The organism is Desulfocastanea catecholica, from assembly GCF_054657295.1.
Genome location: NZ_BAAHYZ010000006.1, coordinates 171727 through 188013 on the forward strand (window position 1 = coordinate 171727; position 16287 = coordinate 188013).

At 49.0% G+C, this 16287-nt stretch carries 14 protein-coding genes; 3 read left to right on the plus strand and 11 right to left on the minus strand.

The genetic code is table 11. The features are described from left to right. Nucleotides 1–29: 29 nt before the first annotated feature. Together ACYQ8U_RS07765 and kdsB are read right to left on the minus strand one after the other, a co-directional pair. Complete coding sequence (locus ACYQ8U_RS07765) at nt 30–2306, minus strand: gluconeogenesis factor YvcK family protein (RefSeq protein WP_459944966.1); 2277 nt, start codon at nt 2304–2306, stop codon at nt 30–32. Nucleotides 2307–2378: 72 nt separating this feature from the next. Then, entirely contained in the window at nt 2379–3140 is a 762-nt protein-coding gene (gene kdsB, locus ACYQ8U_RS07770) for a 3-deoxy-manno-octulosonate cytidylyltransferase (RefSeq protein WP_459944967.1), read from the minus strand. A gap of 85 nt (nt 3141–3225) precedes the next feature. Here kdsB and ACYQ8U_RS07775 point away from each other — a divergent pair, with 85 nt between their 5' ends. Beyond that, complete coding sequence (locus ACYQ8U_RS07775) at nt 3226–4017, plus strand: class I SAM-dependent methyltransferase (RefSeq protein WP_459944968.1); 792 nt, start codon at nt 3226–3228, stop codon at nt 4015–4017. Nucleotides 4018–4027: 10 nt separating this feature from the next. Here the strand turns inward: ACYQ8U_RS07775 and ACYQ8U_RS07780 are convergent, their stop codons facing one another. The 3 genes from ACYQ8U_RS07780 to ACYQ8U_RS07790 all read right to left on the minus strand — a co-directional run bounded on the left by ACYQ8U_RS07780 (nt 4028) and on the right by ACYQ8U_RS07790 (nt 5767). After that, nucleotides 4028–4492, minus strand: a complete 465-nt coding sequence (locus ACYQ8U_RS07780) for a 23S rRNA (pseudouridine(1915)-N(3))-methyltransferase RlmH (protein WP_459944969.1) — start codon at nt 4490–4492, stop codon at nt 4028–4030. A gap of 139 nt (nt 4493–4631) precedes the next feature. Beyond that, nucleotides 4632–5030 carry a YkgJ family cysteine cluster protein gene (locus ACYQ8U_RS07785; protein ID WP_459944970.1) on the minus strand — a complete coding sequence of 133 codons (399 nt, stop codon included), beginning with the start codon at nt 5028–5030 and terminating at the stop codon, nt 4632–4634. 161 nt (nt 5031–5191) lie between these two features. Continuing rightward, nucleotides 5192–5767, minus strand: coding sequence for a YqgE/AlgH family protein (locus tag ACYQ8U_RS07790; RefSeq protein ID WP_459944971.1), 576 nt, complete (start codon nt 5765–5767; stop codon nt 5192–5194). Nucleotides 5768–6085: 318 nt separating this feature from the next. Here ACYQ8U_RS07790 and glgB point away from each other — a divergent pair, with 318 nt between their 5' ends. After that, on the plus strand, nt 6086–8293 hold the full coding sequence (gene glgB / locus ACYQ8U_RS07795) for a 1,4-alpha-glucan branching protein GlgB (RefSeq protein ID WP_459944972.1): 2208 nt from the start codon (nt 6086–6088) through the stop codon (nt 8291–8293). A gap of 35 nt (nt 8294–8328) precedes the next feature. Continuing rightward, complete coding sequence (locus tag ACYQ8U_RS07800; protein WP_459944973.1) at nt 8329–8511, plus strand: hypothetical protein; 183 nt, start codon at nt 8329–8331, stop codon at nt 8509–8511. Between the two features lie 24 nt (nt 8512–8535). Here ACYQ8U_RS07800 and ACYQ8U_RS07805 read toward each other — a convergent pair whose 3' ends face one another. The 6 genes from ACYQ8U_RS07805 to nifU form a co-directional block, all read right to left on the minus strand. Beyond that, complete coding sequence (locus ACYQ8U_RS07805; RefSeq protein WP_459944974.1) at nt 8536–9720, minus strand: glycosyltransferase family 4 protein; 1185 nt, start codon at nt 9718–9720, stop codon at nt 8536–8538. Nucleotides 9721–9735: 15 nt separating this feature from the next. After that, nucleotides 9736–10704 carry a mitochondrial fission ELM1 family protein gene (locus ACYQ8U_RS07810; protein ID WP_459944975.1) on the minus strand — a complete coding sequence of 323 codons (969 nt, stop codon included), beginning with the start codon at nt 10702–10704 and terminating at the stop codon, nt 9736–9738. 43 nt (nt 10705–10747) lie between these two features. After that, nucleotides 10748–12952: a type IV-A pilus assembly ATPase PilB gene (gene pilB, locus ACYQ8U_RS07815; RefSeq protein WP_459944976.1), complete on the minus strand. Its 2205-nt coding sequence runs from the start codon at nt 12950–12952 to the stop codon at nt 10748–10750. Between the two features lie 299 nt (nt 12953–13251). Beyond that, a complete protein-coding gene (locus ACYQ8U_RS07820) occupies nt 13252–14184 on the minus strand; it encodes an FAD-dependent thymidylate synthase (RefSeq protein ID WP_459944977.1) in 933 nt (310 codons plus the stop codon). Nucleotides 14185–14188: 4 nt separating this feature from the next. Further along, the gene (gene nifS, locus ACYQ8U_RS07825; RefSeq protein ID WP_459944978.1) at nt 14189–15370 is read right to left on the minus strand and encodes a cysteine desulfurase NifS; all 1182 of its coding nucleotides are present in this window, start codon (nt 15368–15370) and stop codon (nt 14189–14191) included. Beyond that, a complete protein-coding gene (nifU, locus tag ACYQ8U_RS07830) occupies nt 15370–16206 on the minus strand; it encodes a Fe-S cluster assembly protein NifU (RefSeq protein WP_459944979.1) in 837 nt (278 codons plus the stop codon). Before nifU ends, nifS begins: the two co-directional genes overlap by 1 nt. Nucleotides 16207–16287 lie beyond the last annotated feature (81 nt).

Sequence of the window (16287 nt, forward strand, 5' to 3'; positions counted from 1 at the left end):
GGTAGTCATAAACTATCGTTGATACCTTCTTACCGGAAAACAATCTCTTTAAAAAAGGCAATCATTTTTCGTCGTCTGTCAGCCATTCTCAACTGCTCTGGAATAAGATCCGTCTGCTTGATTTTCATCACCGACATCTTGTACTCGATATGGCTGGCAAAACGATTGTCAATATACCAGGCATACATGAGTCCCATCAATAAGCCTGGCGGCGTGAATGCCTCATGATTATTGATCAAACGGGTGTAATGATTTTCATCTTTGGTTGGACACATCCGTGCCTGGACAAGAAAGGCAGACAACTGCTCCTGGCTCAAAAAACAGTCTCTCTCTTTTTCTGGTCTAAGAAAAAGATGATACACCCTGCCTAGACGAATTCCGTCTACTTCCACTTTTTTCATCATCTTTTTCTCGGCATAGTTGCCAAGCAGTGACTCTCCCAGGGCGATCATCAATGCCACTTCAAGTTTTTCTCTGATGAAAATTTGATCCGCTCTTATTTTAATACACTTGTCTTCAGGGTCAAAAAAAGAGAAGACATTGTCCCATTGCTGGTCTCGGTGCCAATGTTCCCGGCCGATACAGTGGAGTCCTGCAAAATAGTCAAGGTGACGAAGGGGAATAATGGGGTGATCCAGGAGAATATCGCCGAGAGTTGCTTGCAATTCTTCTTCTCCCTGGTTTTCTTCCCCGATAAAGGAAATCTTCAGGCAATTCAATCGTGCCATAATGCCGATGTATCTCTGAAAGGGCTGGATATGGCCGGCCTTCGGAGGCTCGAAGGGTGTTGACAATGGTTCTGCGTGATGTGCTGATTCATGTAACGTCTCGCTAAAACAGCTCCGACCATTGTACAGACCTTTAATGGCCAGGGCGAGGGTGTCAGGATCATGCTGAATGACCCCTCTTTCGGCCAGGGCATCCAGGGAATAGACACCGCATTCCACGGGGATATACTTCTGCTTGGCGAGTTGCTCCCTGTCTAAAAAAATCGGGATTTTTCCTTCCACCGCATACCGCTGCAGGACGGAAGCGGGAATATCCTTGAGAGATATGCACAGGACCTCGTTGAACAGTCCCTTTGTGCCGCCGGGAATGTTTTTTTCATAGGCTCGAATCATGTCGGAGACATGAAATTTTCGCTGCGGATCGGCAATAGACAGGTCAGTTTCACCGGCCTGCACCCAAAGATTTGAAACGAGTATCTTTAACGCCTTCCGGTTATGCCTGACGGCATCTGCCAGGCCAGGAACCTTGAACACCGGGATAATGGAAGAATACAGGCTGCCGGGGGCGAGAATGACAATATCCGCCTCGTGAATATCCTGGAGTACCTCTTCATAAACACGCACGGTGTCACAGTAATCGACCTCGACACTTTCGACCGGGAAACCCCTTCGGGCTTCACTGAGTTTATGCTCGCCGGTACTTTCCACGCCATTGGTATAGAGCACCTGAAGTTGAGCCGGTGTCGAGGTACAGGGGAGTACGGCCCTCTCGCCGGCACCGATGGCCTGGGCAATCCCATTCAGGCCGCTGAAAATGGCCTTATGCAAAAGTTTTTGGTTGGTGGCCAGATCGAAATTGGAAATTCCCTGATCAATTTCCCGATAAATGGCGGCAGCCAAAAGGAGATTGCCAAAGCAATGCGAGCGTTTCAAGGTAGGTCGCAGTCTCTGGTCACTGAACAGATAGTTGACAAGAGATTTCAGGAATTGTTCCAAGGGTCGCGGAAGCTGGTTGAGTTGTACTTCAATGTTCAAAAAATCAGGTTGATCTCTTTCCAGGGGACCGACAAAGCGCCAGTTGAAGACCGTAGACAGAACCGCAGCCACCACCCTCGCTTCCATGGTGTCAATAGTGTACCTTTTCTGCAGATTAGCCAGTTGAATAGAAGACAATAAAACGTGACGCATGTCACCGATGGCAACAATCGGCAGATCTTTTAATAACTCTCCGGTTGATCCACCGTTATCGGTAATGCAGACGATGGAACGTGTCAGGGGAAAAATTTCTTTCAGGCCGACAAATGGCTTTTGCGCCCAGCTTGTAAGCCTGGAATCCCCGCCGACAATATTCGACAGCCCCGTTCCCCCGCCGAAGACCACCACCTTGACGTTTTCAACACTTGCGGCCAGCAGTTCCTGACGAAAGGATTGCAGATGGGTTTTCGCCGCGGAATGTGCCCCGGCCGGGACCCCCCGCAGCACAAGATCCAAAATTTTTTCTCGCAGGTCGTGTTGCGGAAGCAGGTCAAGGGGAGAAAGCCGAACTTCCCGGATATTCTGCAGTTTCTCTGTTATCAAGCTCAACCTCATCCTGGTAGCTTCACTCAAGGAATCTCTATATTTGGCTGTTTGTGTTGAACAGGTAACGTGTTATGCTCTATCGAGGAGATATTCTTCGACTCGGAGCAGGTCTTCAGGGGTATCGACCTCGATTGAATCATGCTCAGTTACCGTCACTTTTATTTTATAGCCATATTCCAGTGCCCGCAATTGTTCGAGTTTTTCAAATCGTTCCCATTCCCCTTCCGGCAAGGCGACAAAAGAGAGTAAAAAGCCTTTGCGATAGGCATAAAAGCCAAGATGTTTATAGTAGGTCGGCTTGACCTGGTCGTCTGGATTGCGTTGAAAAGGAATCGGTGAACGTGAAAAATAGAGGGCGTAATTATGTCTGTCAAAGACCGTTTTTACATGATTTGGATCATGTATCTCCTCGGGTCGTATAATTTTATAAATAAGGGTCGACATCGGCAGAGTCAGGTTATCAAGCAAGGGTTGCGCCACCTGCTCGACCACCTCGGCAGGAAACAGCGGCTGATCGCCCTGAATGTTAACCACGATGTCATGTTCAGAAATTCCAAGAATTTCCGCCGCTTCAGCGAGCCTGTCGGAACCGGAAACATGATTGCTTCTCGTCATCACGTATTCTCCGCCAAAGTCCTCAACACATCGGGCGATACGTGAATCGTCTGTTGCGACAACGACGCGGGAGAGCATTTTCACCCCGCGAGCTCGTTCGACGACGTGCTGGATCATCGGTTTCCCGGCAATCATGGCCAGCGGCTTGCCCCGAAAGCGATTTGATTCGTAACGGGCAGGGATGATAGCTATAACTTCAGGTTTTTTGTTTGGCATGGTATACTTGATGGTTTGTGAGAAGAAGTTGGCTAGCAAAGCGGAATCTATCTGTTCCTTATTTACATCAGCGAGTGCATAGCTCATGCTTGAACGCAGTTCAATATCTGTTTCATCTACAATAGATTCACCGACAATTCTACAAAAAGTAATTGAGCTGGCTGCAAAACTCAATCTCCCCTGCAGTTCCACCCTGGCACATCGATCAACCGAGTTTGTTCTGGCATATACCCATGAAGGGTTGCAGCTGCTGCACATGCCTCCTGATACGCAGAAGTCCGTCTGTCTGCTCTTTGTTGATTTCGTCCATGGAAAAAACGGCTACAGATTGGCGCAAAATTGCACCAGTAAACAACCAATCGCCCGGGCAGCAGGGATTAAACCGGGGTTTCGACCGACCATCCTCGATGGGACGGCGGGACTTGGCGCTGATGCCTTTGTGCTGGCAAGTCTTGCGTGCAGGGTGACGATGTGCGAACGTTCGCCAATCATCGGCGCCCTGCTCGAAGACGGTCTCCGTCGAGCTGCAGGAGAAGAAAAGACTGCCGGTATCGTCGAACGGTTAGACCTGGTGCAGGAAGACACCCGGGAGTACCTGGAAAATACAACCGAAACCTTTCACACAATTTTTCTCGATCCGATGTATCCCCATCGAAATCAATCGTCGCTTAATAAGCAGACCCTGCGAGTCATTCGCTCTCTGGTCGGAAGTGACCCGGACAGCGCAGCACTCCTCGAAATCGCCCGGGAAAGAGCAGAAAATCGGGTTGTTGTCAAAAGGCCGCGCAAGGCGCCCCTGCTCTCCGAGGTCCGACCATCCCATGTTATCCTGATGAAAAACAGCCGCTTTGACATATACTTAACGTTTAAATCGTAACAGCGTGCCGTTACTTATGATATTGTTCGCCCGCTTTAATGGTATATGCCCGGTACAGTTGTTCGACAAGCAGCAGCCGGGCCATATCATGGGTAAACGTCATTTTTGACAGCGACACCAGCAGATCGGCCGCTGCCAGCACTTCCGCCGCATGGCCATCCGGCCCGCCAATCAGGTAGCAGACCTGTTTGATACCCTGCATCTCCCATTGGTCAATTTTCCTGGAAAAGGCTTCTGAGGTGAACTGCTTGCCGTGTGAATCAAGAACGACGATTGTCGCTCCCGCGGGAACTGCCTGGAGTAACAGTTTGCCTTGTTCGGCTGCCGTCAGGAGTTTGCCCCGCCCCCTGCCTTTTTCCTTCAAAACGGTAATGTCAAAGGAGGTGTAATGCTGCAGCCGGGAACCGTATTCTGCCACCCCTTCTTCTATAAATCGATCCTTTATTTTTCCCAGAAAGAGCAGCTGGTGTTTCATTGGCAGTTCAGTCCATGGGCGCTGCAACTACCAACCGCGATAATCGTCAAAGGGACCGATAATTTTTTTATTTCTCCCAGAGCAGGACTGGCAGGCTGCCGACGTTCGATATAAAGCAGAGGAAAGTCTAAGACACTCATCAGCATTTTATAACGGCCACATCCATCAGTTTGCGCAGAATTTGGCAGAATTTGTCGTACCCGACATCTTTTTTTATGCCCGGACAGGAGTCAGCAATGGTATGAAAATTATTCTCATCTGACAGGATAGATGGATGGAGCGGCCACTGTGCACACCGCCATGGTCTGCCGTTATGGACCGTACACCCATCCTTATAAAAGACGCAATGGCCATCCTCAATCTGCATCTGCACCGTCTGCCCGGTCAGACGCCAAAATTTTTCATTCACATCTTCCTGCGGCATATTCAGGGCTGCAACCATTCGTGTCTGGTCGTTCGCATCCAGTGAAACCGTGGTTTCGCCATGACAACAGTAACCGCATCGTGTGCAGCGGAATATCTGGGAGACTAAGGTCATTACCTACCTGTTTTTATAAGCTGTAGTGAGAAAAGATGAATAGAAAAACATCGACAACATACATCTCTTTGCCCTGAGTTTCACGCAAAAGCCGCACTGGACATGCAAAAACCGGCCGAGGAGCCAAGCAGATGAAACGAATCGGCACGTATCAAGTACAGTCAGGCGTAACCGATATCATCCTTGAACGTTGCTATATCAATACCATACTGCATTGCCGCAGCCCTCCATTTCAGCTCATCGGGCATATCAAAAATAATGTTATTGCTTGCCGGCAAGGTCAGCCAGCCATTTTCAACCAGTTCATTTTCAAGCTGCCCTGGTCCCCAGCCGGTATAGCCCAGAATAAACAGGTAGGTGGACGGCCCACCGCCTCTGGCAATGTCTTCAAGGACCTTTGTTTCCCTGGTGAGGGAAACCGTGTCACTGATATCCAGCTTATGTTCGACATAATAATCGGAGATATAGAGGATAAAAGCCGACTCAAGTTCAACCGGCCCACCGATATACACAGGCGGCAGGATTTTATCCGGCACCGGTAAATTGGCCCCCTGCAGTATCTCCGCCAGGGAAAATATATGATTGGGCCGATTGACGGAAACACCCATTGCACCATCCGCATTGTGGGCACAAATATAAATAACGTGCTCCTCAAAACGAGGATCCGGCATCTGCGGTGTGGACACGAGAAAGCTTCCAGCCAAAGAGTTACTTTCAGGCGACGATTTTTCTTTCATTGCAGTTTTTTTCCTGAATGTACGGTTTTTATTGGAAAAACCGTAAAAAGAATCGCTCTATTCTTTCCACGGTTTCCCTCGTGTCGCAAAATTTCATTCACATTACTCTGATACTATCAAACCTCTGTTCTTTGCGTCAAGAGCCGTACTCAAAAAGGGAGTGAACCCTTGGCCGGCAAATCCATCAGGAAACGGAGATAAATCATGACAAAACAAGCTATGTATCATACTATTACAATGAGTGGGGCAGCAGACAACCTAAAACAGCCGGCACCATGGCAACTTTTCCGAGCATCTTTAAACCGAATTCAGCCAATTATGCAAAGTGATTTAGAAAAAATTCTCAGCTGTAGCCATCATGATCCTTTTCACTATCTCGGAGCACATTTTTCCACACCCTCGGAAAGACTGGTGACGCTGCGGACGTTTCAGCCCCATGCGCGGCAGGTGAAACTGTTGCTCGGTGGAGACGCTCACGTCATGGAGTGCATCCATCAGGACGGTATCTTTCAATTTATCCTAGACATCGATCAGCTTGCTGATCCTTTTTTAGATCCCTATGCCTACCAGTATGAAATACACTACCACAACGGCACCGTCTGGAGAACCAATGATCCCTACAGATTTCCCGTTCAACTGGGGGAACAGGACCGATTTCTCTTTAACAGCGGGAGAAATTACAGATTATATAACCACCTTGGTGCGCATGCGGTCACTCTGCACAATATAAACGGTATCATTTTCCGGGTGTGGGCTCCCAATGCCCAGGCCGTCTCGGTGGTCGGCAGTTTCAACAGCTGGGATGGCCGAGTCAATCAAATGCGCAGCCTCGGTGCATCCGGCATCTGGGAACTTTTCATCCCGCATCTGCAGGAAAATGAAATTTATAAATTCTCCATAAAGACCCAGGAAGGACACCTCCTGGAAAAATGCGATCCTTTTCAATTCTATGGGGAACTGCGGCCGAAAACCGCCTCGGTTGTGCGGTCGGTGAACACCTTTACCTGGAATGATCAGCAATGGCAGCAGACTAAAAAAGATACCCCGGCATACGATGGTCCCCTGTCGATTTACGAAATACATCCCGGTTCCTGGCAAAGAGATCCGAATGATCCAGACCGTTTTCTCACCTATCGGGAACTGGCCGATAGCCTTATTCCTTACGTGAAAAAGCTCGGTTTTACCCACGTTGAGCTTATGCCGGTCATGGAACATCCGCTTGACGAGTCATGGGGATATCAGGTGACCGCACCTTTTAGTATCACCAGCCGATATGGCACCCCTGAAGAATTCATGTATTTTGTCGATTCGTGTCACCAAAACGATATAGGGGTCATACTGGACTGGGTGCCGGCTCATTTTCCAAAGGATAGCCACAGCCTGGGACAGTTCGACGGCACGGCCCTCTATGAGCATGAAGATTATCGGCGCGGCTCGCATCCGGAATGGGGCACCTATATCTATAATTACGGCCGAAACGAGGTAAGCAACTACCTCATCGCCAATGCCCTTTTCTGGCTGGACAAATACCACATTGACGGCTTGAGGGTAGACGCTGTCGCCTCGATGATCTATCTCGATTATGCCAGAAATGACGGCGAATGGCTGCCGAACTGCTACGGCGGAAAAGAAAATCTTGAAGCGATCGAATTCCTCCGACATCTCAACTCCATAGTCTATGATATCTATCCGGATACGCTGCTTATTGCCGAAGAATCGACAAATTTCTACGGCGTCTCCAAGGCCACCGACCAAGGTGGCCTCGGCTTTGGTTTCAAGTGGAATATGGGTTGGATGAATGATATCCTACACTATTTTGCCAAAGACCCCCTCTATCGAAAATTCCACCATAACAGCCTGACTTTCTCCATCATGTATGCCTTTTCGGAGAATTTTATTCTGCCGCTGTCGCACGACGAGGTTGTCCATGGCAAGAAATCACTGATTGATAAAATGCCGGGCGATGAATGGCAGAAATTCGCCAACCTCCGTCTGCTTCTCCTGACAATGTGGATGCATCCAGGGAAAAAACTGCTCTTTATGGGCAGCGAATTTGGTCAATGGTCGGAATGGTATTGCAAGCGCAGCCTCGACTGGCATCTGCTGAAAGAAAGTGTATATCATAGCCAGCTACAACGCTTCGTCGCTGAGCTGAATACCCTGTATAGAGCGCAACCTGCTCTTTGGCAGCTTGATTTCTCACCTGACGGCTTTCGATGGCTCGACCTGGAAGATAGAAATAATTCCATTATTTCTTTTGCCAGATATGGCAAAGACCGCGATAACCATCTGGTGGGAATTTTTAACTATACGCCACAGACCTTCTCGGATTACAAGATGGGCCTGCCGGATAATTGCCGCTACCGGACGTTATTTTGCTCAGATAACAAAATGTTTGGCGGTTCGGATGGTGGCAAGGAAACGGTCTACAAGCCAATTGACAGCCCTTATGCCCAGGCACCCTACCACACAACCATGTCGATTCCACCCCTGTCGGGGCTCATCCTTGAACCGATCAGGGAATAAAACCATTTGCCCATTTTTCTGCACAGGTAAAGAGTATGCCAAAAACGACTATTCATCCCCCTGGGGAAAAGATACAAAAAGCTATCAAGGAATTCTCAGAGTTGTTACGGGAGAAGCCGGACATTGAACGATGGAAACTGCTCGAAAAGGTTGCCGGACAATTTGACTTATCACCAAAGGAGTGCGCCTTTCTCGAACGTCATTTCAAAAAAGAATGATTGGCGACCGGCACTCAACTCCGCTCAGCCGACACTGTCAGGCGGCGAAGTGGTGCTTTCGGCACCCAGCAGTTCGTAATAGAAAGCCAGCGTCTGCTCGCACATTGCCTCTGCGGTGAAGTTGGCGGCAACCCGGAGTCTGCCGTTTTCTCCTCTTTCTTGCAGCTGTTCCTGCTTCATCGCTAGAGCCTCCTCGATTGCCACAGCCAGTTCGCCGGGATCAGCCGGTTTCACCAACCACCCGGTGACACCTGGAACCACCGTTTCCAGGCTGCCGCCGTGGGCTGTTGCGATAACGGGTTTGCCCATGGCCATGGCCTCGATGGTCGTGCGTCCAAACGCCTCCGGTTCACTGGAAGATGTTGAAAGAACAAGGTCGGCAAGTAAAAAGGCGGCGGGCATATCATGGCAATGGCCAACAAGACGAACCCGGTCGGCAAGATTATTTTGTGTTATAAAATTTTGCAGTTCGCTGGTGTAGCCGGGATTATCCTGCGTATCTCCAACGATCAGGGCCTGAAAACTGGAGGTCTTCAAAAGAAGCAGGCTTTTAAGAAAAATATCCTGCCCCTTCAATCGGGTCAGTCTTCCAGGCAGCATTAACACCGGCATTCGGCTATCTATCTTCCAGGCCTGCGAAAGACTGTCCAGGCGATGCCGCTCTATCTTTTTTTGATCAAACGATTCGACGTCAACCCCACGGAAAATAAGACGAACGTCTTTTTTACGGTTATATTTCTCAGCAATATGCTGCTGAATACTTTTGGAAATTGCTATAACTCCAGCACCTTTTGTCATAATGGCGCTATAGCCGTTGACCGAATAAAACCCATGAAATGTGGTGACCAACAGCGGACGATATTTCCTGGGCAGTGATTTGACAGCAAGATAACCGATCCACGCCGGCATCCTCGAGCGGAGATGCAAAATATGGACACGCCTTTTTTTCATTTCCTGACGCAGCGGCCAGATATGGCAAAGAGCCAAAGGACTTTTCGAACCGATTGTCATTTGCCGATGATGGCTGCCCTCTTTTTCCAGTTGTGCCACCAGTCTGCCGCCGCCGGAAACAACAATCGAAGTGTGGCCGTGGCGTACCAGGTAACGGCCCAGTTCCAGGGTGCCGCGCTCTACTCCCCCACTGTTCAAGTCTGGAAGCAACTGCATGACCGTCAGGGATTCGAGTTTTTCTTTGTGCTGTTTTTTCATAAGTATAACAAAAATTTAGACGACTTTTTCCGGCCACCATTGTTGTAAAATTCGCTCAGCACATCGTTCTGCTTCATTGAGTTCTCTCGTCTCATCCAAAGACATATGCCCTTTTTCCCAGGAACCAAATGGGGTGACCAGGCTCTTGGCCAGCAACACGTCTTCATTTCTCTTGAATTTGCTGTTTTTGCTTAGCCACTGCATGGGAAAAATGCCAACGGAGCAGCCGGCAGTGATCGCCTCATAGATCATCGAGATCGAATCAGCGGTGACCCAGACCACCTTGTTTTTGTCATATTGCTCCTCTATCCAGCCGGGAGGGGTATCTTTGTAATCAAAAAAATGTGTATTGTCATATTGTTTCGACAGCTGCTTGAGCATTGCCACGGTATCTTGCGGGGTTCTGGGAGAGGAGGAAACCGTCCACGCTTTTTGCCGATCGGTCGCAATGATTCTTTCTACCATTCTTACCACCTGGCTACTGTCCCAGCGATGGCTCTTTGTATCAATCCCGCCGAGCAGGATCAGCCCGCACTCCTTACGGTGGACTCTTTTATTGCGTGACTGGTTGGGGGCACCGATGGTGAGCATGATGTTTTTCCCTCCGGTCCGGCCATCATGTTCCGGGACGAAACACAGATCGAAACGGTTCCGCAGATGGCTCGCAGGGGTCATACAGGTAATTGCGGGAATGGCATACTTTTTTTTATAGAGAAGCATGGGCAGATGGGTACGACTTCCGGTGCCGATCAAAAGATCGGCTTGACGTATTTGCGGATGCGACAGACCCGTGCCGGGCAGATACAGCCGACAGGTCTGTATCAGCTTGTCAAAAACAGAGAAACCACTGACGTGTATTCTGGTGAGCTGAACGGGCACCTTCTTCTGCACAGCCTGGATGATTCCCATGGTTTGTTTCTCATGCCCCGGCCGACCATCGAGCAGCGCAATGATACGTAAGGCTGTTGTTGCATCAGCGGTCATGGATAGTCAAGAAATAAAAAAGAGTCAGTTGCAACGGCGGCGGTCATCGGGCAGGCGTGGTTGGCAGACCCGGCGGCGGTCTGCGCCCTCCTCCGGCGAGTTTGACGATGATCTGATTGGATTTCTGCAGTCGTTTGGTCATGGTTTTAAAAAGATACCTGGAAACGTCAGGATATTTCTCAATGACCTCCTCAAGCTTGTCACCGGGAAAACGTTTCACCGTCGATCTACCGAGTGATATAATTGAAGCGGTTCGCTGTTCCCCGGTAATAGTAGCCATTTCCCCGAAATATTCACCGGGTTCGGTCAGCTCGGCAATTTTCTTGCCGCCTTTGATGACCGTCAGCGCCCCACGAATAAGTTTAAAAAAATCTATATCCTTGTTGCCCTCTCTGATGATCACATCGCCATCCTCATACTGTTCCTCATCCGGATTGACCAGGTAGGCGGGGAGGCTTTCCTTATGGGCAACGGTTCGTCGCAACGCCTCTTCAATGCTGGTAATACCCGCCCTGACTTTTTGCAGCGCCGCCTCACGAAGAGGTGTCATTCCCTCCTGGACCGCTATTTTTCGCAACTGATCTTCAGGAACTTCCGCACTGATCGCCTTGCCGACCTCGTCGGTTATTTCCATGAGTTCGAAAAACCCGACCCGTCCTTTATAGCCGAGGTTGTTGCATTCCGGGCAGCCGTTCGGACCGTAAATTCGCAGATCCTGCACTTCATTTTCCTTGAAACCAGCCCGGATCAGTTCCTCCGGCTCATATTCAACGATTTTCTTACACTTGGTACACAACTTCCGGCCCAGACGCTGGGAGAGAACCATGGTTACCGACGAAGCCAGCATATACGGTGGAATACCGATATCGACGAGACGGCCAATAGTCGCGGGACTGTCGTTGGTATGCAGGGTGGAAAAGACTAGGTGCCCGGTCATGGCCGCCTTGATGGCAATTTCCGCCGTCTCGATATCCCGAATCTCACCAACCATAATTATATCAGGATCCTGTCTGAGAAAGGCCTTCAGCGCTGCTGCAAAGGTCATTCCCACTTCTTGGTGTACATTGACCTGATTGATACCTTTAAAGTTAAATTCGACCGGATCTTCGGCGGTGAGGATCTTGATATCCTCACTGTTCATTGAGTTCAGCGCTGAATACAGGGTGACCGTTTTTCCAGAGCCGGTAGGACCGGTGACAAGAAGCAATCCTTGCGGCTGTTTGAGGCATCTTTTCAGCGTTTCAAAGGTCTTTTCCTCAAAACCCAGCTTGGTGAGATCAACGTTTAACGAAGATTTGTCCAGAATACGCAAAACAACCGATTCTCCATACAAGGTAGGCAGGGATGACACGCGAAAATCGACCGATCTGTTTCTGCCCATACGCATTTTTATGCGACCATCCTGGGGAACTCTTCTTTCGGTAATGTCAAGGCCGGAGAGGATCTTCACTCTCGCCACCAGGGCATTTTTAATGGTCAGAGGAAGGTTCATTGTTTTGAAAAGTGCCCCATCTTTGCGGTATCTCACCTGCATCGATTTTTCATAGGGCTCTACATGGATATCAGACGCTCCATCCTGCACGGCCTTGATCAAAATTCCATTGACCAGCTTGATAATCGGTGCATCGGAGGCGGCAAACTGCTCGCCTAATTCGTCCCCCCCATCTGCCTCAAGTTCAAAGTCATCTGCCGCCTCGGCAACTATCGAGCCGAAATCATCGACCTGGGTGATATCGAGCTCGTCTTCGACCTGCTCCTGCATGCCCAGTAAGGAGTGCGCCTCAGCGTCATCAATGCCGTAAAATTTCTGATAGGCTTCAACGATGTCCTTCTCAGAGGAGACACAAACGGATAATTCCCTGTTTACGGAGTTCTGCAACTCCTCAACCGCTGTGGCGTCGGAGGGTTCAGTCATGGTGACCAGCAGGGTGTTACCGGCCATGCGCAGGGGAAACGCCATGAATTCCTTTGCCTGTTCATAGGGCAGCAGCTTCAGGACATCTTTTGACGGGGGTTCGTTTTTTATATCCACCGAGGGATAATTATGCTGGCGACTGAGAAAAGTTACAACAGTGTTTTCGTCAATATATTCCAGCTGGCGTAATATCGTGCTGAGCCTCCCGCCGTTCTTTTTCAGTATCTTCTTGGCAGTTTCCAGCTGGCTTGGCGTTATATACCCCGCCTTGCTCAGCAGTTCGCCAATCTTAAGTTTCCCGGCACCCGATTGATCCTTGACCGTCTGCTTCATTGAAGATCTGCGCTGCATTACAGTACTTTGTCTTGCCATATCCAGTAACCATTAAAAATGAAGGGTTGCGAACCTAAACGGAACACCGGTACAAAAGATCTTCCAAGCGATAAACGGCACAGGTACCTTGGTGCAAAATTTTCCCAAGCACGCACCATTGCTAAAATAAGCCACACGAGCTATTTACTTAAAAGAATTTCCTGCAGATAGGATTGAGCAATGCAAAAAAAAATCTTCTTACTCAATCTATCGAGACAGTAAGAAGATTTTACTGAAATATTCGGCGTATTGCAAATCGCCTACGAAGAAATTAGCAAAAACTTTTTTTCCATCTCTTGTTGCAGCGGAATCATTATCTGCCGCATTGACGGATCGGCTGCCGGGGCAGTTCGCTGTTTAAAAATATGCTGCCACTCGGACAGATTGCAATAGACAATGATTTCCGTTTTGCACGAGTTAGGTAAAACAGTTCTTGACGCTTGCGGCGACGCCGTATCGAGGAGTTTGAGATAACAGGTCTCCGTTGCTTCCATCGCCTCCACCCAGAGAGCATATTCCTTGCTCTCTTCAGGAAAAAATACCGGTCGTATGAAGGTCACCTGGTTATCAAACTTATCCTGCCCATAGCGGCAGTAGCGCTGGCTTTCCTGCAGGAAGGAACAGAGGCTATGTCTGACAAGTTCATGACTCACTGCTCGATTGACGATAAACCTGACACTGACGTATCTGTGCCGCAGACGCAGCTTTGTTGGCAGTGCATCGACCTCTTGCAGTGACAATTTTTTTATACCGACCTGTTCATCTTTCTCCAGCGCCTTATCTTTGTCGAATATGTTTTCAAATAAATACGGTTCCTTTGCCGCGAGAACGGCAACGAGGTCGTTGACGATTTGATTATGAAAATGCTGGTTGTAGAGTTCTCTGAAAGCACGAATGGACCCGGTCACCAGCATGCCGTTGTCAATCCTGTCGATCACCAGAAATCTGGGATGACAAGAAAGGAGTTCCAAAACATGGTCGGGGTGGCAGGTTACTTCAAATGACACCACGGCCAATTCGAGCAGCGAATTATGACCGTGGGCGGCGATTCGGGTCACAAAGGGAATCGCTGAATCTTCGGTAATAGCATCTTCACTTTTGTAACACACCCGACCACATGCTTCCAGGCGTACAAGAATTGATGAATTGTCCAGGTCATGCTGAATTTCAAAAGAAGGTTCTACAATTTTCATCCCTTTATCCCTTCCAAAATGGTGACATTTGTCTCAGTGACTCAATGATAGCCGGCATCTTTTCAACGACAAAATCAACCTCCTCTTCGGTATTATATATACTGAGGGAAAACCGGATCGAGCCATGTGCCGCGGTAAACGGTACACCCATCGCCCGAAGGACATGGGATGGTTCAAGAGACCCGGAAGTACAGGCAGAGCCGGAAGAGGCACAGATACCGTATTTATTCATGTGCAGCAGGATTGCTTCCCCTTCAACAAATTCAAAGCTGATATTTACCGTATTCGGCAGACGGTGCGTCTTATGTCCGTTCAACATCGATCTCGGTACATTGGCAAGCAAGCCTTCCTCAAGCTTATCACGCAGCGCTTTTACCCGGCCATTCTCTTCGGCCATTTTTTCGCCGGCAAGCTCGCATGCCCGACCAAGCGCAACGATGGCCGCAACATTTTCCGTACCGCCTCTTCGACCGCTCTCCTGATGCCCTCCGGTTAAAAAAGGAACAAAAAGAGTTCCCCGTTTGATATACAGAGCGCCCACTCCCTTTGGTGCATGGAGTTTATGTCCGGAAAGCGAGAGAAAATCGATATCGAGCTCTTTCAAGTTGATATCGATTTTACCAACCGCCTGCACGGCGTCGGTGTGAAACAAAATTCCTCGCTGTCTGGCCATTCGAGCCATTTCTTCCACAGGGAAAATGACTCCGGTCTCATTGTTTGCCCACATGACACTGACAATCGCCGTATCGTCTGTAAGGGCCGCCTCGTATTCGGACATGTCCAGCATCCCTTCCGAGTCAACCTTTAAGCGGGTTATCTTATATTTATGCCCGGTTACCGTTTCAAGATTATCACAGAGACTTTTTACTGCCGGATGTTCGACCCTGGTCGTGACCACATGTCTCTTTTCCGGATAGGTCCGCAGGGCGGACAATATGGCGCTGGAATCACTCTCCGTGCCACAACTGGTAAAGGTGATTTCCTCAGGCTCAGCACCCAGCAGGGCGGCCACTCTTTGTCGAGATTTTCTGACTGCATCGCCGACCTGCCCGCCGAAAGTATGCATACTGGACGGATTACCGTACGCATCGGTAAGATAGGGCATCATTGCCTCAATCACTTCCGGCGCAACCCGGGTCGTTGCATTGTTATCCATGTAGACAACTTTTTCGTTTACCGTGGTCATTAATTCTCTTCCTCCACTATCAGACTCTCCAGAACGAGTTCACGTAATTTTTTTTCGACATATTCTTTGATCGTGGTTTGAGATTTATGACAACTCTTGCACGCTCCACGCAAGGAAACTATGACAAAATCGCCATCCACGTCGACGAGTTCTATATCACCACCATCTTTTCTCAGGCCCGGACGAATCTCCCGTTCCAGGACTTCTTCAATTTTCTTTATTTTCTGCAGCGAGGTCATTCTTTTCGGTTTTATTTTTACAACGGGTATTTCAGATATATTACTGACGGTATTTCGCAGTATTTCGCGTAACTTGTCCTCGCATTTACCGCACCCGCCACCGGCCTTGGTGAAGTTGGTAATCTCTTCAACGGAACGCAGACCGGATTCTTTAATGGCCCTGATGATCTCCATATCGGTGACGCCGAAACACTCACAGACCACCTCACCCTGGGCCATAGGTAAGATCAGACCACGATAATCAGCAATTGCCGCTTCCAGCGCTTCACGCCCCATCACCGAACAATGCATTTTTTCCTTGGGCAGTCCACCCAAGGCATTGGCAATATCTTCGTTGGTGATTTTGGCTGCCTGTTCCACCGACATCCCGACCACCATTTCCGTCAGTACGGACGACGATGCTATGGCGCTGGCACAACCGAAAGTCTTGAATTTCGCCTCGGTAATGATGTCCTCATCATTTATTTTAAGCGTCAGTTTCAAGGCGTCACCGCAGGCAAGCGAACCAACTTCTCCGGTACCACTTGGTTTTTTAATTTCACCAACATTCTGGGGATTTAAAAAATGTTGCTGCACTTTGTCAGTATATTCCCACATACTCAACTCCTGAATTTAATATGATAATGATTATAGTTTGTTACAAGCTGACAATAATACCTGAACCACAAAATGCAACCA

What these genes read in the sequence shown, in the direction of transcription:
- ACYQ8U_RS07820 (WP_459944977.1), bottom strand. Translation starts at nt 14,184, where the DNA reads ATGAAAATTGTAGAACCTTCTTTTGAAATTCAGCATGACCTGGACAAT.
- kdsB (WP_459944967.1), bottom strand. Translation starts at nt 3,140, where the DNA reads ATGCCAAACAAAAAACCTGAAGTTATAGCTATCATCCCTGCCCGTTAC.
- ACYQ8U_RS07790 (WP_459944971.1), bottom strand. Translation starts at nt 5,767, where the DNA reads ATGAAAGAAAAATCGTCGCCTGAAAGTAACTCTTTGGCTGGAAGCTTT.
- ACYQ8U_RS07800 (WP_459944973.1), top strand. Translation starts at nt 8,329, where the DNA reads ATGCCAAAAACGACTATTCATCCCCCTGGGGAAAAGATACAAAAAGCT.
- ACYQ8U_RS07775 (WP_459944968.1), top strand. Translation starts at nt 3,226, where the DNA reads ATGCTTGAACGCAGTTCAATATCTGTTTCATCTACAATAGATTCACCG.
- ACYQ8U_RS07780 (WP_459944969.1), bottom strand. Translation starts at nt 4,492, where the DNA reads ATGAAACACCAGCTGCTCTTTCTGGGAAAAATAAAGGATCGATTTATA.
- ACYQ8U_RS07785 (WP_459944970.1), bottom strand. Translation starts at nt 5,030, where the DNA reads ATGACCTTAGTCTCCCAGATATTCCGCTGCACACGATGCGGTTACTGT.
- ACYQ8U_RS07810 (WP_459944975.1), bottom strand. Translation starts at nt 10,704, where the DNA reads ATGACCGCTGATGCAACAACAGCCTTACGTATCATTGCGCTGCTCGAT.
- nifS (WP_459944978.1), bottom strand. Translation starts at nt 15,370, where the DNA reads ATGACCACGGTAAACGAAAAAGTTGTCTACATGGATAACAATGCAACG.
- glgB (WP_459944972.1), top strand. Translation starts at nt 6,086, where the DNA reads ATGCAAAGTGATTTAGAAAAAATTCTCAGCTGTAGCCATCATGATCCT.
- nifU (WP_459944979.1), bottom strand. Translation starts at nt 16,206, where the DNA reads ATGTGGGAATATACTGACAAAGTGCAGCAACATTTTTTAAATCCCCAG.
- pilB (WP_459944976.1), bottom strand. Translation starts at nt 12,952, where the DNA reads ATGAAGCAGACGGTCAAGGATCAATCGGGTGCCGGGAAACTTAAGATT.
- ACYQ8U_RS07805 (WP_459944974.1), bottom strand. Translation starts at nt 9,720, where the DNA reads ATGAAAAAACAGCACAAAGAAAAACTCGAATCCCTGACGGTCATGCAG.